19 protein-coding genes are annotated in these 22,526 nt (G+C 72.4%); 11 read left to right on the top strand and 8 right to left on the bottom strand.

The features are described from left to right. Nucleotides 1-13: 13 nt before the first annotated feature. From ACPEH0_RS00650 to hrpA, 8 genes are all read left to right on the top strand, one after another. Nucleotides 14-1,006 carry an AAA family ATPase gene (locus ACPEH0_RS00650; RefSeq protein ID WP_064001698.1) on the top strand — a complete coding sequence of 331 codons (993 nt, stop codon included), beginning with the start codon at nt 14-16 and terminating at the stop codon, nt 1,004-1,006. Further along, on the top strand, nt 1,003-2,352 hold the full coding sequence (locus tag ACPEH0_RS00645) for a DUF58 domain-containing protein (RefSeq protein WP_366213306.1): 1,350 nt from the start codon (nt 1,003-1,005) through the stop codon (nt 2,350-2,352). The genes ACPEH0_RS00650 and ACPEH0_RS00645 overlap by 4 nt, the downstream gene beginning before the upstream one ends. Further along, on the top strand, nt 2,349-4,832 hold the full coding sequence (locus tag ACPEH0_RS00640; protein ID WP_366213307.1) for a transglutaminase-like domain-containing protein: 2,484 nt from the start codon (nt 2,349-2,351) through the stop codon (nt 4,830-4,832). The genes ACPEH0_RS00645 and ACPEH0_RS00640 overlap by 4 nt, the downstream gene beginning before the upstream one ends. A gap of 57 nt (nt 4,833-4,889) precedes the next feature. Continuing rightward, complete coding sequence (locus ACPEH0_RS00635) at nt 4,890-6,053, top strand: FHA domain-containing protein (protein WP_366213309.1); 1,164 nt, start codon at nt 4,890-4,892, stop codon at nt 6,051-6,053. Further along, a complete protein-coding gene (locus ACPEH0_RS00630; RefSeq protein WP_366213310.1) occupies nt 6,050-6,895 on the top strand; it encodes a PP2C family protein-serine/threonine phosphatase in 846 nt (281 codons plus the stop codon). Before ACPEH0_RS00635 ends, ACPEH0_RS00630 begins: the two co-directional genes overlap by 4 nt. Further along, a complete protein-coding gene (locus ACPEH0_RS00625; RefSeq protein WP_366213311.1) occupies nt 6,888-7,370 on the top strand; it encodes a hypothetical protein in 483 nt (160 codons plus the stop codon). Before ACPEH0_RS00630 ends, ACPEH0_RS00625 begins: the two co-directional genes overlap by 8 nt. Nucleotides 7,371-7,387: 17 nt before the next feature. Continuing rightward, complete coding sequence (locus ACPEH0_RS00620) at nt 7,388-8,116, top strand: hypothetical protein (protein ID WP_253036194.1); 729 nt, start codon at nt 7,388-7,390, stop codon at nt 8,114-8,116. Between the two features lie 61 nt (nt 8,117-8,177). Then, complete coding sequence (gene hrpA / locus ACPEH0_RS00615) at nt 8,178-12,056, top strand: ATP-dependent RNA helicase HrpA (protein ID WP_366213312.1); 3,879 nt, start codon at nt 8,178-8,180, stop codon at nt 12,054-12,056. A 2-nt stretch (nt 12,057-12,058) separates the two neighbouring features. Here hrpA and ACPEH0_RS00610 read toward each other — a convergent pair whose 3' ends face one another. After that, nucleotides 12,059-13,402, bottom strand: a complete 1,344-nt coding sequence (locus tag ACPEH0_RS00610; protein ID WP_366213313.1) for a M20/M25/M40 family metallo-hydrolase — start codon at nt 13,400-13,402, stop codon at nt 12,059-12,061. 48 nt (nt 13,403-13,450) lie between these two features. On the opposite strand from ACPEH0_RS00610, the gene ACPEH0_RS00605 reads away from it, so the two are divergent. Further along, entirely contained in the window at nt 13,451-14,431 is a 981-nt protein-coding gene (locus ACPEH0_RS00605) for a Gfo/Idh/MocA family protein (protein WP_366213314.1), read from the top strand. A gap of 9 nt (nt 14,432-14,440) precedes the next feature. On the opposite strand, the gene ACPEH0_RS00600 is transcribed toward ACPEH0_RS00605, so the two are convergent. The 7 genes from ACPEH0_RS00600 to ACPEH0_RS00570 all read right to left on the bottom strand — a co-directional run bounded on the left by ACPEH0_RS00600 (nt 14,441) and on the right by ACPEH0_RS00570 (nt 20,952). Further along, the gene (locus ACPEH0_RS00600; RefSeq protein WP_217530491.1) at nt 14,441-14,803 is read right to left on the bottom strand and encodes a PLD nuclease N-terminal domain-containing protein; all 363 of its coding nucleotides are present in this window, start codon (nt 14,801-14,803) and stop codon (nt 14,441-14,443) included. 79 nt (nt 14,804-14,882) lie between these two features. Further along, nucleotides 14,883-15,020: a hypothetical protein gene (locus tag ACPEH0_RS00595; RefSeq protein WP_217530493.1), complete on the bottom strand. Its 138-nt coding sequence runs from the start codon at nt 15,018-15,020 to the stop codon at nt 14,883-14,885. 1 nt (nt 15,021) lies between these two features. Next, nucleotides 15,022-16,251: a multiple monosaccharide ABC transporter permease gene (mmsB, locus tag ACPEH0_RS00590; protein WP_254631954.1), complete on the bottom strand. Its 1,230-nt coding sequence runs from the start codon at nt 16,249-16,251 to the stop codon at nt 15,022-15,024. 17 nt (nt 16,252-16,268) lie between these two features. Next, nucleotides 16,269-17,798, bottom strand: a complete 1,530-nt coding sequence (gene mmsA, locus ACPEH0_RS00585; protein WP_217530495.1) for a multiple monosaccharide ABC transporter ATP-binding protein — start codon at nt 17,796-17,798, stop codon at nt 16,269-16,271. A gap of 90 nt (nt 17,799-17,888) precedes the next feature. Beyond that, nucleotides 17,889-19,022 (bottom strand): multiple monosaccharide ABC transporter substrate-binding protein, encoded by a 1,134-nt coding sequence (gene chvE / locus ACPEH0_RS00580; protein ID WP_064001686.1) that lies wholly within the window; start codon nt 19,020-19,022, stop codon nt 17,889-17,891. Between the two features lie 96 nt (nt 19,023-19,118). Then, nucleotides 19,119-19,820: a class II aldolase/adducin family protein gene (locus ACPEH0_RS00575; protein ID WP_366213316.1), complete on the bottom strand. Its 702-nt coding sequence runs from the start codon at nt 19,818-19,820 to the stop codon at nt 19,119-19,121. Between the two features lie 121 nt (nt 19,821-19,941). Further along, nucleotides 19,942-20,952, bottom strand: a complete 1,011-nt coding sequence (locus ACPEH0_RS00570) for a LacI family DNA-binding transcriptional regulator (RefSeq protein WP_217530499.1) — start codon at nt 20,950-20,952, stop codon at nt 19,942-19,944. 152 nt (nt 20,953-21,104) lie between these two features. On the opposite strand from ACPEH0_RS00570, the gene ACPEH0_RS00565 reads away from it, so the two are divergent. Next, on the top strand, nt 21,105-21,617 hold the full coding sequence (locus tag ACPEH0_RS00565; RefSeq protein WP_366213317.1) for a hypothetical protein: 513 nt from the start codon (nt 21,105-21,107) through the stop codon (nt 21,615-21,617). A gap of 10 nt (nt 21,618-21,627) precedes the next feature. Further along, on the top strand, nt 21,628-22,491 hold the full coding sequence (locus tag ACPEH0_RS00560) for an NYN domain-containing protein (RefSeq protein WP_311862573.1): 864 nt from the start codon (nt 21,628-21,630) through the stop codon (nt 22,489-22,491). Nucleotides 22,492-22,526: the final 35 nt, after the last annotated feature.

The raw sequence follows: 22,526 nt of genomic DNA, 5'->3' as shown, positions 1-22,526 counted from the left end.
CGAGAGGACCGAGATGACGATCACCCAGGAGCAGAGCGCCTGGTTCGCCGACACCTTCACGAAGCTCGTCGACAACGTCGAGCAGGTCGTGCTCGGCAAGCGCCACGTCATCGAGCTCGCCTTCACGGCGATGATCTCCGAGGGGCACCTGCTGCTCGAGGACTACCCGGGGACAGGCAAGACCTCGCTCGCCCGCGCGATGGGGCGCTCGGTGCAGGGCACGAGCTCCCGCATCCAGTTCACCCCCGACCTCCTCCCCGGCGACGTCACGGGCATCACCGTCTACGACCAGCGCCGCGGCGAGTTCGAGTTCCACCAGGGACCGATCTTCGCGAACGTCGTGCTGGCGGACGAGATCAACCGCGCCTCGCCCAAGACGCAGTCGGCGCTGCTCGAGGTGATGGAAGAGGGCCACGTCACCGTCGACGGCGTCACGCGCGGCGTCGGCGTCCCCTTCCTCGTCGTCGCCACCCAGAACCCTGTCGAGCAGGCCGGCACCTACCGGCTGCCCGAAGCGCAGCTCGACCGTTTCCTCATGAAGACCTCGCTCGGCTACCCCGACCGCGCCGCGACCATCCGGATCCTCGACGGGTCCGGCGACGGCCCGCGCGAGGTCGGCCCCGTCATCACGCCGCAGGGCGTCGTCAGCATGGCCGACATCGCCCGTGGTGGCTACCTCAACCCCCTCGTCCTGGACTACATCGCACGCATCGTCGAGGCCACCCGGCTCGCCCGCGAGGTGCGCCTGGGCGTGAGCGTGCGCGGCGCCCTCGCCCTCACGAAGGCGGCCCGCACGTGGGCGCTCGCGCACCGCCGGACCTACGTGACCCCGGACGACGTCAAGGCGCTCGCCGTCCCGGTGCTCGCGCACCGGTTGATCCTCGACCCCGAGGCGGAGTTCGACGGCGTCACCGCCGAGGCGGTCGTCGGCCAGGTGCTCCTGGACGTCGTGCCGCCCTCGCAGCAGGAGCGCGCCGACGACCGCGGTCAGCGAGAGAACGTGTGAGTTCGTCCACCGAGTCGCGACTGACCCGGACATCGGCGGCGACCGGGTACACCCGCACGGGCTTCGAGGCCGGACGGGGCACCACCGTCCTCGCCGTCCGGAGCCTGCACGGGTGGCGCCGACTGCTCCGCGCGGCCGCCCGTGTGGGGCGCTCCGTCGCTGACACCGTCTCGCCCGCGGGCTGGGTCGTCGTCGCCGTGGCGGTGATCGGACTCGCCGCCGGCCTCGCCTTCGGGCTGCTCGAGTTCGCCGTCGCGGGCGGGGCGGCGGCGCTCCTGCTGCTCCTGTCGGTGCCGTTCCTGTTCGGCGCGCGCGCCTACGAGGTGACCCTGCGCCTCGCCCACGACCGCGTCGTGGCGGGCACACCCGTCGAAGGGCAGCTCGTCGTGGCGAACGTGGGCCGCCGGACGGCCCTGCCCGGTCGCGTCGACCTCCCCGTCGGCGACGGGCTCGTCGACGTCCACGTCCCCCTGCTGCGACCCCGGCATGAGGTCGCCGAGACCGTCGTCATCCCGACGCGCCGACGGGGCATCGTGACGGTCGGCCCCGCGCGCACGGTCCGCGGAGACCCCCTCGGCATCCTCACCCGCGAAGCGACGTGGCAGGAGACGCACACGCTCTACGTGCACCCGGTGACGACGGCGCTGCGCAGCTCCGCGACCGGGCTCATCCGCGACCTGGAGGGAAGCCCCTCGCGGACGATCGTCGACGCCGACTTCTCCTTCCACGCGCTCCGCCCCTACGTCCCGGGCGACTCCCCCCGCCAGGTGCACTGGAAGTCGACCGCCAAGACGGGCGCCATGATGGTGCGCCAGTACGAGGAGACCCGCCGCTCCCGCATGATCCTCGTGGTCGGGCGCGGCGGCGACGAGTTCGCCGACGACGACGAGTTCGAGCTCGCGGTCAGCGCCGCGGCATCCATCGGCGTCCGCGGGATCCGCGACGGCCGCGACGTCGCCGTCGTCACCGGTGCCGAGATCCCCGAATTCGCGCGCGGCCGGATGCGGACCTTCCGAACGCTCACGACGATCTCGACCCGGACCCTGCTCGACGACTTCGCCGGGCTCGACCGCGGCGTGAACCCGAGTCCGCTGCGCGAGGTCGCCTCGCTCGCCTCGACGCGCCACGGCGACGCGTCGATCGCCTTCCTCGTCTGCGGATCGCCCCTCACCCCGACGCAGCTGCAGAGCGCCGCGCTCGCCTTCGGCCCCGAGGTGACCGTCGTCGCCCTCGTGTGCGCGCCGACGGCCGAGCCCGGCATCCGGCGGCTCGGCAGCATGACCGTCATCTCCATCGGGCTGCTCGACGACCTGCGTCAGCTGCTCGCGAAGGGCGCGCAGTCGTGACCGCCCCCGTCGAGGTCGTCCCGCCGCGCCGGGCCCGGCGGCGCCGGAACCCGTCGCGTGCGGGCTTCTTCGTCGGCCAGGCGCTCGTCCTCGATCTCGTCCTCGCCGTCGGGGCCGTCGCGACCTGGCCGATCTACCGCGGCACCGCCCTCGTCGTCGCCCTGACCTTCGGCATCGCCGCCGGTCACCTCGTGGCCGCCCTCGGCACCCGCTGGCGCTGGTCGGGCTGGTGGGTCGCCCTCGCCGCCCTCGGCGCGTACATCGCGCTCGGGGTGCCGGTGGCCGCGGCGGTGTCGCTCGCCTCGCCCGACGCCGCCGTGGACGCCCTCGTCGACGTCGCGACCGCCCCCGTCACGGGGTGGAAGGACCTGCTGACCCTCGAACTCCCGCTCGGGTCGTATCAGGCGACACTCGCCCCGGCCCTCTTCCTCTTCCTCGGCTGCACGGTCGCCGCGCTGTCGATCGCGTGGCGCAGTCGTCGGCGGTGGATGCCGGCGGTCACCCTCGCGCTCCTGCCCACCGTCTTCGGGGTCGCCTTCGGCGCGCGCTCGCTCGCCTCGCCCGTGCGGGTCGGCCCGGTCGCGGTGCAGCCCGAGACCCTGCTCGGTGTCGCCGCGATCGTCACGGCGCTCGTCGCGGTGGTGTGGCGGTCCGGTCACGACCGACGCCGGGCCCTCGCCACGGCGGCCGCCGCCTCCGGGGTGGCGCGCGGCCCGGGCGGCCGCCGGCGCGGGCTCGCGGCGCGCGTCGGGACCGCGACGGGCATGGTCGTCGTGGCCGCGGCGGTCGCCGCACTGTGGGGGCCGTGGGCGCTCGCGGACCAGCCGCGCGAGGTGGCGCGGAGCGTCGTCGACCCGGTGCTCGAGCTCGAACGCGCGCCGAGCCCGCTCGCCGCGTACCGCGCCTCGTTCGGCGACGACCGCTTCGACGAACCCCTCTTCACCGTCTCCCCCGCCGCCGGCGCCGAGCGGGTACGGCTCGCGACGCTCCCCTTCTACGACGGCCGGACGGTGCGCGCGGTCGACCCGCAGGCGGGCCTCACCGACCCGGCGACGGCGTTCACCCGCGTCCCGTCCCGGCTCGACCCGGCCGGCACCGGCGAGATCGCCGTGACGGTGCGCATCGACGCCGGCACGGGGATCTGGGTGCCGACCGTCGGCGACCTGCGCGCCGTGTCGTTCGATGGTCCCCGCGCGGCGGTGCTCGCGGACGGCTTCTTCCACAACGCCGCCACGGGTGCCGCGATCGAGATCGCGGGGGACGGTTTGCAGACCGGGGACGCCTACCGGCTCGCCGCATCCCCCTCCGAGGCGGCGGGACCGGTGGCATCCCTCACCCCGTCCCGCAGCGGGCCGTCCCTGCCGGCGGAGGTCGTCCCGGCCCCGCTGACGGAGTGGATGGAGAGCCAGGATGCCGGTACGGGCGGCGCGGCCCTCGAGACGCTCGTGGACCGCCTCCGCAGCCGCGGCTACTTGAGCCACGCGCTGCAGCTGCCGGGAGGCTCCGTCCCCGCCTGGATGCGGGAGCTCGGCGGGGCCGGCTTCCAGCCCTCCCGCGCCGGGCATTCGGCCGACCGCATCGGGACGCTGTTCACGCAGCTGCTCGAGCGCGAGGCGCAGGCTCCGGGCGGCACCGACGCCGACCTCGTGGCCGCCGTCGGCGACGACGAGCAGTTCGCGGTCGCGGCGATGCTCATCGCCGACCAGCTCGGGTTCGACGCCCGGGTCGTCGTGGGGACGCGGCTCGCTTCGGACGAGGACCTGCCCGTGTGCGACGAGGGACGGTGCCGCGGCGGCGATCTCGCCGCGTGGATCGAAGTGGCGGATGCCGCGGGGGGCTGGCTCCCCGTCGACGTGACCCCCCAGCACGAGAGCTTCCCGTCTCCCGATCTCGAGCAGCGGCGCGATCCCGAGAACCCGACCGAGGTGAGCCGGGAGGACGCCGAGCCGGTGCTCCCCGCCGACGCGTCGCCCTCCGACGGCGATCAGAGCGCCCCCGAGGCCGCTCCGCAGGAGCGAGACCTGTCGGCGCTGTGGGCCGCGGTGCGCATGGGCGGCGTCTCGCTGCTCGCGGTGATCGTCCTCGTCGGCCCGCTCGTCACGATCCTCGCCGTCAAGGCGCTGCGGCGGCGCGGCCGCCGGCGCGGCGACGTCGCCGCGCGCTTCACCGGCGGCTGGGACGAGTACGTCGACACGGCGGTCGACCACGGGTACCCGGCCCCCGCCCATCTGACGCGCCAGGAGCTCGCGCGCCTGTTCGCCGGCGACGCGGAGGAGGCGGCGGGCACCCGCCTGGCGACGTGGGCCGACCGGTCGGTCTTCGACGTGGTGCCGCCGACGGCGGCCGAGAACGAGGAGTTCTGGCGGATCGTCGCGGCCGAACGCGCGCGCTTCGCGGCGGAGAAGGGCTTCTGGGCGCGGCTGCGCGCGCGCCTGTCGCTGCGTTCCTTGCTCCCGCGCGGACGGGCCGCGCGCCGATAGGGTGTGCGGTGCGGGATCGACGGAATCGATGACGGAGGGCCAGGACGGATGCAGAGCATGACCACGGAGATCCCTCTCGCGACGACGGCTGCCGAGGCGGCCGGAGCCGCCGCCGGTCTCGCCGTCGCGTCGCTGCTGGTGGCGTTCGTCCAGCTCGTCCTCGCCGCCGGTGTCTACGTGTGGACCGCCCTCGCGCTGAGCGCCGTCTTCCGGAAGGTCGACCGACCCGCCGCGCGCGCCTGGATCCCGGTGCTGAACCTCTGGACCCTGTTCGAGGTGGCCGGGATGAAGGGATGGTGGGCGGCGGTCCTCGTCGGCGGGGGCCTGCTCACCACGATCCTCGCCTCGGTCCTCAACGCGGTGTTCGTCGCCTCGGCGCAGAACGCCGCGTTCGGCGGCTCGGGCGGCGACGCCGCCGGGGCTCTCCTCGGCGCGACGGTGGTGCCCCTCGTCCTCGTGCTCCTTTTCGCGGCGGGAGCGATCATCCTCCTCGTCCGAATGATGGGCCCCCTGAACCGCGGGTTCGAGCGGGGCGGCGGGTTCGTCGTGCTGGGCGTCCTCCTGTTCCCCGTCTGGGCCTCGGTCATCGGGTGGGGCTCGGCGCAGTGGCACGGCCTGCCACGCGCCGGACTGCCGCCGACGCCGTTCGCGGGCGACGCGCAGCCGGCGACGGCCGCGGCATCCGTCCCGTCGGACACGACCGCGTTCGCGCCGCCCTCGACGACCCCCTTCCCCGCCGCCGCACCGGTCACGCCGTGGTCGCCGCCGCCGCTCGCGCCGGCCCCCTCCGCGGCTCCCGCCGCCACGCCGGCGACCCCGGTGGCGCCGCTGCCGCCCGCCCCCGCCCCGGCGGCGACCGAGGTCGAGGAGCACACCGTGCTGGCGGCGCACCGACGCCCGAGCGCCGCGCTGCGGCTCCCGAACGGGCAGACGGTCCCGCTCACCGCCGATCTCGTCGTCCTCGGGCGCAATCCGACGCCCCCGGCGCAGGCGCCCGGTGCCCAGCCCGTCCCCGTCGACGACGCCACCCGCACGGTCTCGAAGACGCACGCGCTGCTGCGCCGCGGCGAGGACGGCTGGAGCATCACCGACCTGTCCTCGACCAACGGCGTGATCGTCGGCGACGGCGACGCCGAGATCGCGGTGGGCACGCCGGTCCCCGTCTCGGGGCGGTTCCTCCTCGGCGACGCGGAGCTGTTCCTCGACGTGGGAGCCCGATGACCTCCCCCCGCCCGCTGCACGTCGAGGTCATCAGCGGATCGCTCACCGACACCGGACTGCGGCGTCGGGTGAACGAGGACGCGCACCTCGCGAGCTTCCCCGTGTTCATCGTCGCCGACGGCATGGGCGGTCACGAGGCGGGTGACCGCGCCGCGGCCGCTGTCGTCGACGCCTTCCGGGGGTTCGTCGGCCGCAGCGACGTCGCGCCCGAGGAGGTCGCCGAGGCCGTCCACGCCGCCCACCGCGCCGTCGGCGCGATCGCCCGCGGCACCACCCGCGGCGCCGGGTCCACGCTCACCGGCGTCGTGGCCGTGCAGCAGGGCGGGGAGCCCCGGTGGCTCGTCGTCAACATCGGCGACTCCCGCGTGTACCGCCTGCTCTCCGAGCGCCTGGAGCAGGTGACCGTCGACCACTCCATCGCGCAGGAGATGGTGGATGCCGGGCGCCTGACCCGCGACGAGATGTCGACGTTCGAGGGACGCAACGTGATCACCCGCGCCGTCGGCGGCGAGCGCAGCCCCGCCGACTTCTGGCTGCTGCCGGTGGTCACCGGGGAGCGCATCCTCATCTGCTCCGACGGCCTCTCGGGCGAGATCACCGACGAGGCGATCCGGGCGGGCCTGCTGAGCGGCGCGTCCCCGGCGCAGACGACGGGGGCGCTCATCGCCCAGGCGCTCGCCCACGGCGGCCGCGACAACGTGACGGCGATCGTCGTCGACGTGGTGGGGGGCGGCATCCACCCCCGCCTCGAGGACACGACCGGCGGCCTCGTCACGAGCGAACCCGCGACCGGCACGATCGAGGTCGAGACGGTGCCGTCGCGGCGGAGACGCCATGACTGACCCGTTCGAGGACGAGACGCGCCTCGCGCCCCGCACGCGCCGCGAGCTGCGGGCCGAGCGCGACGACGACACCCGGCTCGTCGCACGTCGGGCCGAGACGGGTCCGGTCGCGGCACCGGAGGACACCGACGAGACGCTCCTCGCCGAGCGGCGCACCGACGAGGGCACCCGGGCGACGGCCCGACGCGTCGGGCCCACGACGACGGCGGGAACGTCCATCGCGCACGGACGCGCCGACACGCCGCGGACCGCGTCGGCGCCGGGCACGCTCGTGTCGCAGCCGGTCTACGCGCCTCGGCGCGGCGAGCCCGCCGCACGCGTCGTGCGGACCCCGGTCGCGCCCCCGGTGTCCCCGGCGCCCGCACCGGCGCGCCGGTCGCGCGCAGGGCTGCTGCTGCTCGTCGGCCTCGTCGGCACGGCGGTCGTCGCCGGTGCCGTCTGGGGCATCGTCGTGCTCGTTCAAGGGGGAATGTGATGACGGAGGACATCGAGATGACGGCCGAGACGGAGGCCGCCGAGCTCGGGATCGAGTTCTGCGGGGAGTGGTTCCACCCGACGCCGGGTGAGACCTTCTCCATCGGTCGCGACGCGGACCTCGTCATCGACACGAACCCGTACCTGCACCGCCGGCTGCTGGAGATCGAGTCGTCGCAGGGCATGTGGTGGCTCACCAACACGGGCCGGTCCATCTCGGTCGCGCTCGCCACGGCCGACGGCGCCTACCAGGCGATGCTCGGTCCGGGAACGCGCGTGCCGCTCGTGTTCCCCGAGCTCGTCGTCATGTTCACGGCGGGCGCGTACACGTACGAGTTCACGATCCGCAACGGCGCCGCCCGCTTCACGGGACGCACGTCCCCGCTCGAGGGCGACAGCACCGACGGCGGCACGACGATCGGCGCGGTCCCGCTGACGGCCAGCCAGCGACTGCTGCTCATCGCCCTGTGCGAGCCGATCCTGCGCGGCGGGATGATGGGATCGAGTCAGATCCCCACCTCGGCGAAGGCCGCCGAGCGCTTGGGCTGGCCGCTCACGACGTTCAACCGCAAGCTCGACAACGTGTGCGACAAGTTCGACCGCGAGGGGGTGCAGGGCCTGCGCGGCGGCGCCGGCAAGCTCGCGACGAACCGGCGTGCGCGCCTCGTCGAGCACGCCGTCCTCTCGCGCCTGGTCACGGCGGCCGACCTGCCGCTGCTGGACGCCCCGCAGACCGCCGACCGCTGAGCCGGGTCCGGCAGGCGGCGGGCGACCGCCGGCATCCGCCCGCGCGATAGCATCGAAGGCTGTGTCCGCACCCGCCCCCGTCCTCTCGTATCCCCCGGAGCTGCCCGTCAGCGCCGCGCGGGACGAGATCACGCGCGCCATCGCGGAGAACCAGGTCGTCATCGTCGCCGGCGCCACCGGATCGGGCAAGACGACGCAGCTGCCGAAGATGTGTCTCGAACTCGGCCGCACGCGCATCGCCCACACGCAGCCCCGCCGGATCGCCGCCCGCTCGATCGCCGAACGCCTCGCCCACGAGGTGCAGGTGCCGCTCGGTGGGGCGATCGGCTACAAGGTCCGCTTCACGGACGAGGTGACCGACGCCACGCAGGTCACGCTCATGACCGACGGCATCCTACTCAACGAGATCCACCGCGACCGTCTGCTGCACCGCTACGACACGATCATCGTCGACGAGGCGCACGAGCGCTCGCTCAACGTCGACTTCCTGCTGGGGTACCTCGCCCGCATCCTGCCCGAGCGTCCCGACCTGAAGGTGATCATCACCTCCGCGACGATCGACCCCGAGAGCTTTGCGGCGCACTTCGCCGCGACCGCGCCGGACGGCGAGCGCGTGCCCGCCCCGATCATCGAGGTCTCGGGCCGCACCTACCCCGTCGAGATCCGCTACCGCCCGCACGACACCGCGTCCGAGGACGACGTCGACGGGCTGCTCGCGGCCCTTCGAGAGCTCGACCGCGAGCCCGACGGCGACGTGCTCGTCTTCCTCCCCGGCGAGGCCGAGATCCGCGACGCGATGGACGCCGTCCGCGGCCTCTACGCGAAGGATGCGCGTCCCACCGAGGTGCTGCCCCTGTTCGGCCGGCTCAGCTCCGCCGAGCAGCACCGCGTGTTCGAGCCGTCCGCGGTCGCCGGGGTGCGGCGGCGGATCATCCTCGCCACGAACGTCGCCGAGACGAGCCTCACGGTCCCCGGCATCCGCTACGTCGTCGACGCCGGCACGGCGCGCATCTCGCGCTACAGCGTGCGGTCGAAGATCCAGCGCCTGCCGATCGAGGCGATCTCGCAGGCCTCGGCGCAGCAGCGCTCGGGGCGAGCCGGCCGCACCTCGGCGGGCATCGCGATCCGCCTCTACGGCGAGGACGACTTCACCGCGCGGCCGGAGTTCACCGAGCCCGAGATCCTCCGCACCTCGCTCGCGTCGGTCATCCTGCAGATGCTCTCGCTCGGGTTCGGCGACGTCACGGAGTTCCCGTTCCTCACGAAGCCCGACAGCCGCGGCGTGAAGGCCGCGGTCGAACTGCTCACCGAGCTCCGCGCCGTGACGGGGCGCGCGGGCGCGCTGCGGCTGACGGGCCTCGGCCGGCGGATCGCCCGTCTGCCGATCGACCCCCGCTTCGCGCGGATGCTGCTGGAGGCCGAGAAGCTCGGCGTCTCGCGCGACGTCCTCGCGATCGTCGCGGGTCTGTCGATCCAGGACGTCCGCGAACGCCCCGAGGAGCGCCGGGAGGAGGCCGACCGGCTGCACGCCCGGTTCGTCGACCCGACGAGCGACTTCCTCACCCTGCTGAACCTCTGGAACCATCTCCGCGAGCAGCAGCGCGAGCTGGGTTCGAGCGCGTTCCGGCGCCTGTGCCGCAGCGAGCACCTCAACTACGTGCGGGTGCGGGAGTGGTTCGACGTGCACCGCCAGCTGAGCACGCTGTCGCGCTCGGGCGCCCCGAAGGACGCGCCCCGCGGCACCGCCGGCGCCGCCGACCCCGATGCGCTGCACCGCGCGATCCTCTCCGGGCTCCTGTCGCACATCGGCATCCTCGACACGCGTTCGGTCACGACCGATCCCGCCAAGAAGAACGCCCGCAAGCCCCTCCCGCAGTACCGGGGTGCCCGCGGCGCCTCGTTCGCGATCTTCCCCGGTTCGGGCCTGCGCAAAGCCTCACCCGACGCCGTCATGGCCGCCGAGCTCGTCGAGACCTCGCGCCTGTTCGGCCGGACCGTCGCGGCGATCGACCCCGCGTGGGCCGAGGACCTCGCCGGCGATCTCGCGCACCGCAGTCTCAGCGACCCGCACTGGTCGAAGGATGCCGGTGCCGCCGTCGCGGCCGAGAAGGTGACGCTCTTCGGGGTCGAGATCATCCCGCGCCGGCGCGTGCAGCTCGCCCGCCGCGACCGGGACCTGGCGCGCGAACTGTTCCTGCGCCACGCGCTCGTCGAGGGCGAGTGGAACAGCCAGCACCTCGACAAGCGGCTCACCGCGTTCGAGCGCCGCAACGGCGAGCTCCGCCGCCAGCTCGAGCGCATCGAGGAGCGGGAGCGCCGCCGCGACATCCTCGTCGGCGACGAGGCCGTGTACGCCTTCTACGACGCGCGCGTGCCGCACGACGTGTTCGACGTCCGCTCGTTCGAGGCGTGGTGGCGCGAGACGCAGCCGCGCACCCCGAAGCTGCTCGACATGACCGAGGCCGACCTCCTCGGCGAGTCCGCCCGCACCGACGAGCGCGACTTCCCGGCGCGCTGGCGTCAGGGCGACCAGGTGCTGTCGGTCGCCTACCGGTTCGAGCCGGGCGCCCCCGACGACGGCGTCAGCATCGTCGTGCCGCTGGCCCTCCTCGCGCAGCTGCGCCCCGACGGTTTCGACTGGCAGGTGCCCGGGATGCGGGACGAGCTCGTCACGGCGCTCATCAAAGCGCTCCCGAAGGCGATCCGGCGCCACGTCGTCCCGGCCGCGGACTGGGCGGCGACCCTCGGCGACGAGCTGCGCGGCTCGGGGCCGGAGGACACCGACGGACTCCCGGCATCCACCCTGCGCGCGGCGCTCGCCGCACGCATCCAGCGCGTCGCGCACCAGCCGGTGACCGAGCGCGACTTCGACCTCGAGCGCGTGCCCGCCCACCTGACCGTCTCGTTCCGCGCCGTCGACCAGCGCGGGCGCACGGTGGGGTCGTCCCGCGATCTGCGCGAGCTGCAGGGCCGCCTCGCCGGTCGCGCCCGCGAGTCGGTCGCCCGGTCGCTCAGCCCGAAGAGAGGGCCGCAGCCCTCGGCACCCCCCGCCGCGGCCGTCGCGGCCGCGAGCGCGCCGATCGAACGCACGGGCATCACGACGTGGGACGTGGGCGACCTGCCGGCCGTCGTCGACACGAAGGTCGCCGGCGGTGTCGTCCGCGGCTACCCCGCCCTCGTCGACACGAAGGACGCCGTGTCGCTGCGGATCGAGGCGACCGCCGAGCGCGCGGCCGAGCTGACCCGCGCGGGCGCGCGGCGCCTGCTGCTGCTCGCCGTCCCCTCCCCCACGGCCTACGTCATGGACCACCTGACCGCACCCGAGAAGCTGGCCCTCGCGGCGTCGCCGTACCCCTCGGCGAAGGCGCTGATCGAGGACGCCCGGGTCGCCGTGGCCGACGCCGTCATGGGCGACGCCGTCATCCGCACCGAGGCCGCGTTCACGGCCGCCCGCGACGCGTTCTCGAGCCGCGTCGTCGACGAGCTCTTCCAGGCGGTGTCGCTCGCCGCCCGCATCCTCACCCTGCAGCGCGACGTCGAACGCGCCGTCAAGAACCAGAACTCGATGACGCTGCTCGCCGCCCTCGGCGACGTGAAGGGTCAGCTCGCGGCGCTCCTGCACCCGGGCTTCCTCTCCCGCGCCGGCACCGCCCGTCTCGCGCACCTGCCGCGTTACCTGCAGGGGGCGAAGGACCGCGTCGACGCCCTCTCCGACAACCCCGGCCGCGACCGCCAACGGATGACCGAGTACGAGCGCGCCGCAGCCCTATTCGCGGATGCCGGGGGCACCCTCCCGCTCCCCACCGGCGCTCCCGCGCACCTGGTCCACGCGCGGTGGCTCCTCGAGGAGTTCCGCGTGAGCCTGTTCGCGCAGCGCCTCGGCACCGCCGAGCCGGTGTCGCTGCAGCGGATCTCGAAGGCGCTCGCCGAGCGCGGCTGAACTCAGCCGGCCCGCAGCAGGTCGCGGTAGAACTCGATCCCCCGCAGCCACGACCCCACGCGGATGCGCTCGTTGTGCGAGTGCAGGGCCTCCCGCTCGCCGCGCGTCAGGTGGAACGGCGTGAACCGATACACGTGATCGCTGATCGCGGTGAACCACCGGCTGTCGCTGGCGCCGAGCTGGATGTAGGGCGTCGGGAGGACGTCCTCCCCGAGCGCCGACGCGGTGGCGGCGACGAGGCGGTCCCACGCGGGTCCCGTCCACGGCGACACCGGCGAGGGCTCCGAGGCCGACGCGACCTCGACCTCGACGTGGCGGTCGGCGATGACACGACGGATGCGGGCGGCCGCCGACGCGGCCGTGTCGCCGGGCAGCAGCCTGACGTTCACGCTCGCCCGGGCGGAGGTGGCGAGGACGTTCGCCCCCGCGGCGCCGGCGAGCTCGGTCACCACCGCCGTCGTCCGCACGAGGGCGTTCAGCTCGGGACCGAGCCGCGGGAAGACCTTCGCGAGCAGCCGTCCCGTCACGCCGATGCTCGCGAAGACGGGCCGCAGCGGGCCGGTCGTGTGCGGGGCGACGGTCTCGAACATCGCGCGCACGGGCGGCACGAGACGCGTCGGAAACGGCCGGCGGTGCAGCCGCAGCACCGCCCGCGCGAGCCGCGCGGTGGCAGGGTCGCGCGGCGGGGTCGAGGCGTGCCCGCCGAGCTCCCGCGCGGTGAGGTGCACGGTCATGACGCCGCGCTCGGCGACGCCGATCACGGCGGTGGGCACGTGCACCCCGGGGATCGCGCCCTCGACGACCGCGCCGCCCTCGTCGAGCACGAGCGAGGGCCGCACGCCGCGCTGCCGCAGGACCTCGACGATGGCCTGGGCGCCGTCGCCGGCGACCTCCTCATTGTGGCCGAAGGCGAGGTAGACGTCCCGCTGCGGCGTGAACCCCTCGGTGACGAGGGCGTCGACGGCTTCGAGGATCGCGACGAGAGCACCCTTGTCGTCGACCGCGCCGCGCGCGTGGATCTCGGCGTCGTCGCCCGCCCCGACCGTCTCGGCGCCGAACGGGTCGCGGTCCCACTCGTCCGCGACGACCGGCACGACGTCGATGTGCGCCATGAGGACGAGGGGAGCCGCGGCATCCGCTCCGCGCCAGCGGTAGAGCAGCGAGTATCCGCCGACGACCTCGCGCTCGAGCCCGCCGTGGAGCGCGGGGTAGAGCCGCTCGACGGCGTCCCGGAAGCGGACGAACGGTGCACCGTCGGCATCCGGTTCCCCCGGCGGCATCGACACCGTCGGGATCCGCAGCAGCTCGCGGAACCGGTCGAGGGCGGCGGCGTCGGGACGGGTCACGATCCGACTCTAGATCCGGTGCGCACGCTGCGCCGATAGGCTCGGGCGATGACCTCTCTTCGCTGGGGAATCCTGGCCACCGGCGGCATCGCGCACGCCTTCACCTCGGACCTGAAGACGGCGGGGCGCACCGTCACCGCCGTCGGCTCGCGCCGGCTCGACTCCGCGCAGGCGTTCGCGGAGCAGTACGGGATCCCCCACGCCCACGGATCGTACGAGGATCTCGTCGCCGACCCCGAGGTGGACATCGTCTACATCGCGACCCCGCACAGCCACCACCTCGCGGGCGCCGCGCTCGCCCTCGAGCACGGCAAGCACGTCCTCATCGAGAAGCCCCTCACGCTCGACGCCGACCAGGCCGTCGCGATCCGCGACCTCGCCGCCGATCACGGTCTGCTCGCGATGGAGGCGATGTGGACCCGCTACCTCCCCCACATGGTGCGCCTGCGCGAGATCCTCGCCGACGGCGTGATCGGCGAGGTCCGCCTCGTGAGCGCCGACCACACCCAGAACATCACCGACGACCCGAGCCACCGTCTCAACGACCTCGCGCTCGGCGGGGGCGCGCTGCTCGACCTCGGCATCTACCCGGTTTCGTTCGCCTGGGACGTCCTCGGCGCACCGGCAGAGATCCGCGCCACGGCGCAGCTGGCCGCGACCGGGGCCGACACCGACGTCGCGATCGCGATGGTGCACGCGAACGGCGGCGTGTCCTCGCTCCTCACCTCCTCGCGCGCGGCGGGCGCCAACGCCGCCCAGGTCGTCGGGACGAAGGGGCGCATCGAGATCGACGGCGTCTTCTACGCGCCGACCACGTTCCGCGTGTTCGGGGCGGACGGGGCGCTCGTCGAGGAGTTCCGCACCGAGATCGACGGCCGCGGCATGCAGTTCCAGGCCCTCCACGCCGAGCAGCTCGTCGCGCAGGGGCGCACCGACGGCGACATCCTCCCGATCGACGAGAGCGTCGCGATCATGGGCACGCTCGACGAGATCCGCCGGCAGATCGGCGTCGTCTACCCGCGCGGCTGACGCCGCGGCTCAGGCCGGGTCGCCGAGCTCACGGCGACGCCGGGCGAGTTCCGCGCGCAGCCGCTCCTCCTCGATCTCGCGCTCGAGGTCGGCGAGCTGCTGCTCGGTCGAGCGGGACTCGTGCGCGCGCACCGGCGGCGGGGCGGGTTCGCTCGCCCAGGGGGCGAACTGCGGCGGACGGCTGACCTCGCGCCGCGGGTACTCGCGCCCGATCGCGAACCACAGCACCGTCCCGAGGAACGGCAGCAGAATGACGACGAAGAGCCAGACCGTCTTGGGCATGTGCTTCACGAGGCTCTGATCGCGCGTGATGATGTCGACCAGCGCGAAGATCATCCCGGCCAGTACGACGAGCGAGACCAGATAGGGCATGCGCCCGAGCCTATGAGTCAGCGGTGAACGACCGCATCCCCTCCTCCGCGTCGGGAAGAGGGGATGCGGTGGGCCGGGTTCAGCCGGTGGTCAGGGCACCGACGAGGCCGCTCACGACCATGTAGAGACCCACGGCGCCGCCGCAGATCCACATCGTGATCCGCGCGGTCGTCGGACCGGGTCGGTCGAGGTCGCCCGTGGGCAGATTCTTCGCCATCTCAGTGGCCTGCCCGACGCTTGTTGTAGACGTCGAAGGCGACGGCGAACAGCAGCACGAGACCCTTCACGGCCTGCTGCCAGTCGATGCCGATGCCCATGATCGACATGCCGTTGTTCAGGACACCGATGATGAGACCACCGATGATCGCGCCGCCGATCGTGCCGACACCGCCCTGCACCGCTGCGCCGCCGATGAAGGCCGCCGAGATCGCCTCGAGCTCGAAGCCCTCACCCGCCTTGGGACCGGCGAGGTTGAGGCGCGCGGTGAAGATGAGGCCCGCCAGTGCGGCGAGGACACCCATGTTCACGAAGAGCCAGAAGTCCACCCGACGCGTCTTGATGCCCGACAGCTCCGCCGCGTGGCGGTTGCCGCCGATGGCGTAGATGTGACGGCCGAAGACCGTGCGGTTCATCACGATGCCGTAGACGAGCACGAGGACGGCGAGCACGATCAGGGTGACCGGGATGCCCTTGTACGAGGCCAGCGCGAGGGTGAACCAGCCGATGACGACCGCGACGAGCGCGAGCTTGGCGATGAACCAGATGAGCGGATCGACGTCCTGGTCGTACTTCTGGCGGCCGAGGCGCGTGCGGACCTGCTGCACCGCGAGGGCGACGATGGCGACCGCACCGATGACGAGGGTGAACAGGTCGGGGTCGGACTCGCCGAACAGCCCCGCGAGGAAGCCGTTGCCGAGCGCGCGGTACTCCGTCGGGAACGAGCCGATGTTCTGGTTGCCGAGCACCACGAGCGCGAGGCCGCGGAAGATCAGCATGCCCGCGAGGGTCACGATGAAGGCGGGGATGCCGACGTACGCGACCCAGAAGCCCTGCCAGGCGCCGACGAGGGCACCGATCAGGAGCGACAGGATGATCGCGACGCCCCAGGGCAGTCCCATGTCGACCGCCAGCACACCCGACACGGCGCCGATGAAGGCTGCGACGGACCCGACGGACAGGTCGATGTGGCCGGCGATGATGATCATCACCATTCCGATCGCCAGCACGAGGATGTACCCGTTCTGGACGACCAGGTTCGACAGGTTCTGCGGACGCAGCAGGATGCCGTCGGTGAGGATCGCGAACAGGACGACGACCGCGATCAGGGCGATGAAGATGCCGTTGCGGCCGAGGTCGGACAGGACCGTCGCCAGCCAGCGGGTGACGCGGTTGTCGGACGGATGGATGCCGCCGCCGGCGGCGGTCTCCGTGGAAGTGGTGTTGGACATGTGTGTCTCCTGCCCCGTCAGCGGGGCTTCTCCATGGTCATGAGTTTGAGGACGTGTTCGGGGGTGGCCTCGCTGATCGGCATCTCACCGGTGATCCGACCCTCCGACAGCGCGTACACGCGGTCGGAGATGCCGAGGAGTTCGGGGAGCTCCGACGAGATGACGATGACGCCCTTCCCGGCGGCGGCGAGCTTGTTGATGATCGTGTAGATCTCGTACTTCGCTCCGACGTCGATGCCGCGGGTGGGCTCGTCGAGGATGAGCACCTCGGGGTCGGAGTAGATCCACTTCGACAGGACGACCTTCTGCTGGTTGCCGCCCGAGAGCTTCCCGGTCTTGGCGAGCACGGTCGGCGCCTTGATGTTCATGCTCTTGCGGTACTGGTTGGCGACGGCGAACTCCTCGTTGTCGTCGACCAGCCCCGCCTTCTCGAGCTTCTTCAGCGACGCCATCGAGATGTTCCGCTTGATGTCGTCGATGAGGTTCAGTCCGTAGGTCTTGCGGTCCTCGGTGGCGTACGCGAGGCCGTTGGCGATCGCCTCCGACACCGTGCGCGTGCGGATCTCCTGGCCGCGCATGAAGACCTTGCCTGAGATGCGGGTGCCGTAGCTGTGGCCGAACAGGCTCATCGCGAACTCGGTGCGGCCGGCGCCCATGAGGCCGGCGATCCCGACGATCTCGCCCGCACGAACCGTGATCGACACGTCGTCGACGACGACACGGGTCGGGTCCTGCGGGTGGTGCGCGGTCCAGTTCTCGACACGCAGCAGCTCGTCGCCGATCTGCGGTTCGTGGTCGGGGTAGCGGTGCTCGAGGTCGCGACCCACCATGTCCTTGATGATGCGGTCCTCGGTGACGTCGGACTTCGCGATCGTCTCGATCGTCTTGCCGTCGCGGATGACCGTGACGGCGTCGGCGACCTTCTTGATCTCGTTCAGCTTGTGGCTGATGATGATCGACGTGATCCCCTCCTCGCGGAGGCTGAGGATCAGATCGAGCAGGTGATCGGAGTCCTCGTCGTTCAGCGCGGCGGTCGGCTCGTCGAGGATGAGGAGCTTGACCTCCTTCGAGAGCGCCTTGGCGATCTCGACGAGCTGCTGCTTGCCGACACCGAGCTGGTTGACCTTCGTGGTGGGGTTCTCGCGCAGTCCGACGCGCTTGAGCAGCTCCGCCGCCTCGAAGTTGGTCTTGTTCCAGTCGATGAGACCGCCGGCGCCCGTGCGCTCGTTGTTGAGGAAGATGTTCTCGGCGATCGAGAGGTAGGGGCTGAGGGCGAGCTCCTGGTGGATGATGACGATGCCGCGCGCTTCGCTGTCGCGCAGGCTCTTGAACTCGACGACGTCGCCGGCGTAGTGGATCTCGCCGTCGTAGGTGCCGTGCGGGTAGACACCCGACAGCACCTTCATGAGCGTCGACTTGCCGGCGCCGTTCTCGCCGCAGATGGCGTGGATCTCGCCGCGCTGGACGGCGAAGTTGACGTTCGACAGCGCCTTCACGCCAGGGAACGTCTTGGTGATGCCGCGCATCTCGAGGATGGTCTCGGTCACGATCTCCGACTTCCGTGAGGGATGGATGGGGGTGCGTCGGCGGCGAGGCGAACCTCGCCGCCGACGCGGATGGTCAGTGGCGGACCCGGGTCAGAGACCCAGCTCCTCCGCCGTCCAGTAGCCCGTGTCGACGAGCGCCGACTGGACGTTGTCCTTGACGACCGGGACCGGGGCCAGCAGGTACGACGGGACGACCTTGACGTCGTTGTCGTACGTGGTGGTGTCGTTGGTCTCGGGCTCTTCGTCGTTGAGCACGGCGACGGCCATGTCCGCGGCGACCTTGGCCAGCTCGCGGGTGTCCTTGAAGATCGTCGCGTACTGCTCGCCGCTCAGGATGGCCTTGACCGAGTCGACCTCGGCGTCCTGACCGGAGATGATCGGCCACTCCTCACCGACGGAGTAGCCGGCGTCGGCGAGAGCCGAGATGATGCCGCGCGAGATGCCGTCGTAGGGCGACAGGACGGCGTCGACCTGCGTGCCGTCGCTGTAGTTGGCCGTGAGGATGTCCTCCATGCGGCTCTGCGCGGTCTCGCCGTCCCAGCGGAGCGTCGCTGCCTGCTCGATGCTCGTCTGGCCCGACTTGACGACGAGCGTGCCGTCCTCGATGTAGGGCTTCAGCACGTCCATCGCGCCGTTGAAGAAGAAGAACGCGTTGTTGTCGTCCAGCGAGCCGGCGAACAGCTCGATGTTGAACGGCCCCTTGGGCGCGTCGTCCAGCTTGTTGCCCTCGAGGTCGGTCAGGCCGAGACCGTTGAGGACCGTCCATGCCTGCTGGTTGCCGACGAGCTCGTTGTCGAACGTCGCGTAGTAGTCGACGTTCTCGGTGCCCTTGATGAGGCGGTCGTAGGCGATGACGGGGATGTCGGCATCCGCCGCGTTCTGCAGGGCCTCGGTCAGCGTCGTGCCGTCGATCGAGGCGACGATCAGCGCCTCGGCGCCCTTGGTGATCATGTTCTCGATCTGCGAGACCTGGGTGGGGATGTCGTCCTCGGCGTACTGCAGGTCGACCTTGTAGCCCTGGTCCTCCAGTGCCTTCTTGACGGCGTCGCCGTCCTGGATCCAGCGCTCGGAGCTCTTGGTCGGCATCGCGACGCCGATCAGGCCGCCGTCCCCGCCGCCCTCGTTGCCGCCGCCGCTGGTGCCACCGCCGTTGCCGCCGGCGCATGCCGTGAGTGCGAGGGCGCCGGCTGCGAGGCCGACGAAGATGATCCTCTTGAGTTTCACTGTGATTCCTTTCCCGTTGACTTCGGTGTCGTGGTGTTCGGTTGGTGCATGACCCCTGCCGGGGTCCTGTGGGTGGTGGCCGCGCCCGGTATCGGGCTACCGGCGGCCGTCGGTGATCGGTTCCCGCAGGTCGCGAGCGCGGCCGGAGAGGTCCGCGATCGTCTCGGGCGAGAGGGGCTCGGTGGGTCCGCCGACCGCGGCGAGTGCAGCGGTGCGGGCGACGCCTTCGAGCACCTGCGCGACACGGGCCGCCTCGCGGGCGGAGCCGGCCGCGCAGAAGGCGCCGAGACCTGCGACGAGGACGACGGAGGCGCCGTCGCCGCGGAGCGCCTCGACGAGCGCCGCCGGGTCGACGCGGGGCCCGGCGAGGACAGGCACCGTGCCGCCGAACTCGCGGGCGGACTGGGCGGTGACGCAGGGGATCTCCTGCCCGCGTGCCGCCCAGGCGGCCGCGTGGCCGGTCTCGAGGTGGACGAGGGCCATCGTGTCCGGGAGCTCGCGGAGCACCGTCGCGTAGAGCGCGACGTCGGCGGGGCGCGCGCCGCCCTCGCCGGGCGTCCCGGCCACGGGGGTGCCGGCGAGGGTGAGGACCATCATCCGCTCGGGCGCGAGGTCGTCGTCCGCGTCCGCGGGTCGGGTGACGAAGAAATCCGCGTCGGGGACGCGCTCGCACAGCGTGGCCGAGACCAGGCCACGGCGGGACAGGTCGACCAGGAGGGATGCCACTCGCTCGCGGATGCGGGCGACGGCCACCTCGGTCTTCACCCCGCTCACGTAGCGCTCGTCCTTCGACGCCATTGCCGACTCCCTTGTCCTGCGCGGTCCGATTCACTCGGCCGGGTGACGGCCATGTGACCGTTCACATCGGAGACTATGCACCCAAGGCCGCGGTGATGTCAAACACGACGCGCCGAAGGGGTCAGAGTCGGGCGACCGCCGCCGTCGACGACCGGACGACGAGCTCCGGCGTGAGCATGGGAAGCGCTGCGGACCCCGCCTCGTCGAGCAGGATCTCGACGCACCGGCGGCCGAGTTCGGCGAAGTCCTGACGCACCGTCGTAAGCGGCGGCCAGAAGTGGCCCGCCTCGGGGATGTCGTCGAACCCGACGATGCTGATGTCGCGCGGACAGTCCAGGCCCTCGTCGCGCACGGCGTGCAGGAGCCCCAGCGCCATCTGGTCGTTGGAGGAGAAGATCGCCGTGAAGTCGCGGTATCGCAGCAACTCGCGCCCGGCGTAATAGCCGAAGTCGGCGGTCCAGTCCCCCAGGATCGGCGCGGTCGTGGCGATGTCCCACGCGCTGATCTCCTCGAGGAAGCCCGTCATGCGGGCCTCCGCCTCCATCCAGTCCTGCGGCCCCGCGAGGTGGTAGATCGAGCGATGGCCCAGTTCGATCAGGTGGCGTGTGGCCAATCGGGCGCCCGCGACCTGGTCGACGGCGACGGAGTGGCCCGCGTCGGGATCGGTGGACTGCAGCGTCACGAACGGCACGTCGACGGCGTGGGCGGCGATGGCCCGGATGACGCGCACCTGGGGCGCGATCACGACGAGGCCCTCGACGGACTGGGCCATGAGGTGCGAGATGCCGTCGGGGATGGACTGGGGGTCGCCGGGGTCGATGTTCGCCGTCGACACCCAGTAGCCCCGCGCCTGCGCGGCCGCTTCGATCGCGGCGATGGAGGAGGCCGGGCCGTACTGCGTCGCCGACGCCGCGAGCACGCCGATGGTCCGCGATCGGCTCGTCACCAGCGCACGGGCCGCGCGGTTCGGGCTGTACGAGAGGTCCCGCATCGCCGCCAGAACCCGGTCCCGCGTCTCCGGCCGGATGCTGGGGTGGTCGTTCAGGACGCGGGACACCGTCTGGTGCGAGACCTCCGCGAGGCGCGCGACATCGCGGATACTCGGTCTCCGGCCGGCGGCATCGTCGCTCATCGGGCCCCTCGCTGGATGTTCACGGTCACATCGATTCGACGCCATTATGCACGTCCCGACCTCCAGGGCACCCTACTCCCCTGTCGTGACGGGGCCTCGCGTGTGACAAGGCGGCCTGTCACATCGCACCCGCCGCCGCCTAAGCTGACCGCATGTCCGACCTCTCGCGCCACCTGCCCCTCAGCAACCGGGAGCGCACGGACGAGTCCGCGGTGACGGGCGACTGGAGAGTGGCGCTCGCCGACGTCGTCGTGCTCGCAGCGGGCCTCGCGCGATCTCAGGACGACGCCGACCGTTTCCTCGCCGAGGCCGCTCTGGGATCCTCCGCGGGGACACCGCTCCCCGAGGTGGCGGCGGAGATCCGCGGCGGCCGGCGCCGCCGCATCCGCTCCCTCGTCGACGCGACACGCGCCCTGCTCGTCCTCGCGGGCGATCGCCCGATCACGCTCCCGCCCACCCTGAGCGGGGCCGTCGCGCTGTATGCCGTCACACGCATGCCCTTCGAGCGGCGCGCCGCCGTCGCCGGGTCGACTCTCTCCGCGGACGACGCCGGGTGGGCGCTCGGGCGCGGTCCGGTGCGGACGGCGTCGGCCCGCGACATCCTCGACTTCGTCCTCGGTCTCAGCGACACGGTTCCCGGAACACCTGGCGGCCCCAAGCTGTAAGACTGGGGGGATGCCGGATTCCTCCACTCCTCGCGTCGCGGTCTACCTCGACTTCGACAACATCGTCATGAGTTGGTACGACCGGGTGCACGGTCGCAACAGCTACTCGCGGGACCGGCAGCGGATCGCCGCGGACCCCGACGAGAAGGAGATCGCCGACCGTCTCGCGGCGGCGATGATCGACGTCGGCGCGATCATGGACTACGCCGCCTCGTTCGGCACCCTCGTGCTCACCCGGGCCTACGCGGACTGGTCGTCGCCGGTGAACTCCCTCTACCGGCAGCAGCTCGTCGCCCGCGCGGTCGACCTCGTGCAGCTGTTCCCGGCGGCGGCGTACGCGAAGAACGGTGCCGACATCCGCCTCGCCGTCGACACCGTCGAGGACCTGTTCCGCCTCGAGGACCTCACCCACGTCGTCATCGTCGCCGGCGACAGCGACTACGTTCCGCTCGCGCAACGGTGCAAGCGCCTCGGTCGCTTCGTCGTCGCCGTCGGGGTCGCCGGCTCCACGGCCAAGTCGCTCGCCGCCGCGTGCGACCAGTTCGACGCGTACGACGCGCTCCCGGGTGTGACCCTCGCCCTCCCCGAGCCCGCACCCGAGGCCGCGCCCAGCGCGGGTCGGCGCCGGCGCAAGACGGTCGACCCCGTCGAGCAGCTCCTCTCCCGCGCGCTGCGGCTCGAGCACGAGCGCACCGACGAGGAGTGGGTCCATCTCTCGGCCGTCAAGAATTTGCTGAAGCGCATGGATCCCTCCTTCAGCGAGAAGGCGCTCGGCCACCGCTCCTTCTCTGACTTCGTGAAGGATCACCCGAAGGTCGCCGAGCTCGACGAGACCACCAACATCGTCCGCGTGCGCCTCATCGACGCCGCCTGACCCGCCCGGGGCCGGTCGCGCGCCCCGCGCGGTAG

The organism is Microbacterium sp. NPDC079356 (genome assembly GCF_049545465.1).
In the GTDB taxonomy this organism is placed as follows: domain Bacteria; phylum Actinomycetota; class Actinomycetes; order Actinomycetales; family Microbacteriaceae; genus Microbacterium; species Microbacterium gawkjiense.
Note: the sequence above shows the minus strand (reverse complement) of the source record. Positions and strands in the feature narration are given on the sequence as shown.

Bases quoted from the DNA above. Each gene is read 5' to 3' on its own strand.
- ACPEH0_RS00650 (WP_064001698.1), top strand. From the start codon at position 14: ATGACGATCACCCAGGAGCAGAGCGCCTGGTTCGCCGACACCTTCACG.
- ACPEH0_RS00635 (WP_366213309.1), top strand. From the start codon at position 4,890: ATGACCACGGAGATCCCTCTCGCGACGACGGCTGCCGAGGCGGCCGGA.
- ACPEH0_RS00630 (WP_366213310.1), top strand. From the start codon at position 6,050: ATGACCTCCCCCCGCCCGCTGCACGTCGAGGTCATCAGCGGATCGCTC.
- ACPEH0_RS00625 (WP_366213311.1), top strand. From the start codon at position 6,888: ATGACTGACCCGTTCGAGGACGAGACGCGCCTCGCGCCCCGCACGCGC.
- ACPEH0_RS00620 (WP_253036194.1), top strand. From the start codon at position 7,388: ATGACGGCCGAGACGGAGGCCGCCGAGCTCGGGATCGAGTTCTGCGGG.
- ACPEH0_RS00605 (WP_366213314.1), top strand. From the start codon at position 13,451: ATGACCTCTCTTCGCTGGGGAATCCTGGCCACCGGCGGCATCGCGCAC.
- ACPEH0_RS00600 (WP_217530491.1), bottom strand. From the start codon at position 14,803: ATGCCCTATCTGGTCTCGCTCGTCGTACTGGCCGGGATGATCTTCGCG.
- ACPEH0_RS00595 (WP_217530493.1), bottom strand. From the start codon at position 15,020: ATGGCGAAGAATCTGCCCACGGGCGACCTCGACCGACCCGGTCCGACG.
- mmsB (WP_254631954.1), bottom strand. From the start codon at position 16,251: ATGTCCAACACCACTTCCACGGAGACCGCCGCCGGCGGCGGCATCCAT.
- ACPEH0_RS00575 (WP_366213316.1), bottom strand. From the start codon at position 19,820: ATGGCGTCGAAGGACGAGCGCTACGTGAGCGGGGTGAAGACCGAGGTG.
- ACPEH0_RS00570 (WP_217530499.1), bottom strand. From the start codon at position 20,952: ATGAGCGACGATGCCGCCGGCCGGAGACCGAGTATCCGCGATGTCGCG.
- ACPEH0_RS00565 (WP_366213317.1), top strand. From the start codon at position 21,105: ATGTCCGACCTCTCGCGCCACCTGCCCCTCAGCAACCGGGAGCGCACG.
- ACPEH0_RS00560 (WP_311862573.1), top strand. From the start codon at position 21,628: ATGCCGGATTCCTCCACTCCTCGCGTCGCGGTCTACCTCGACTTCGAC.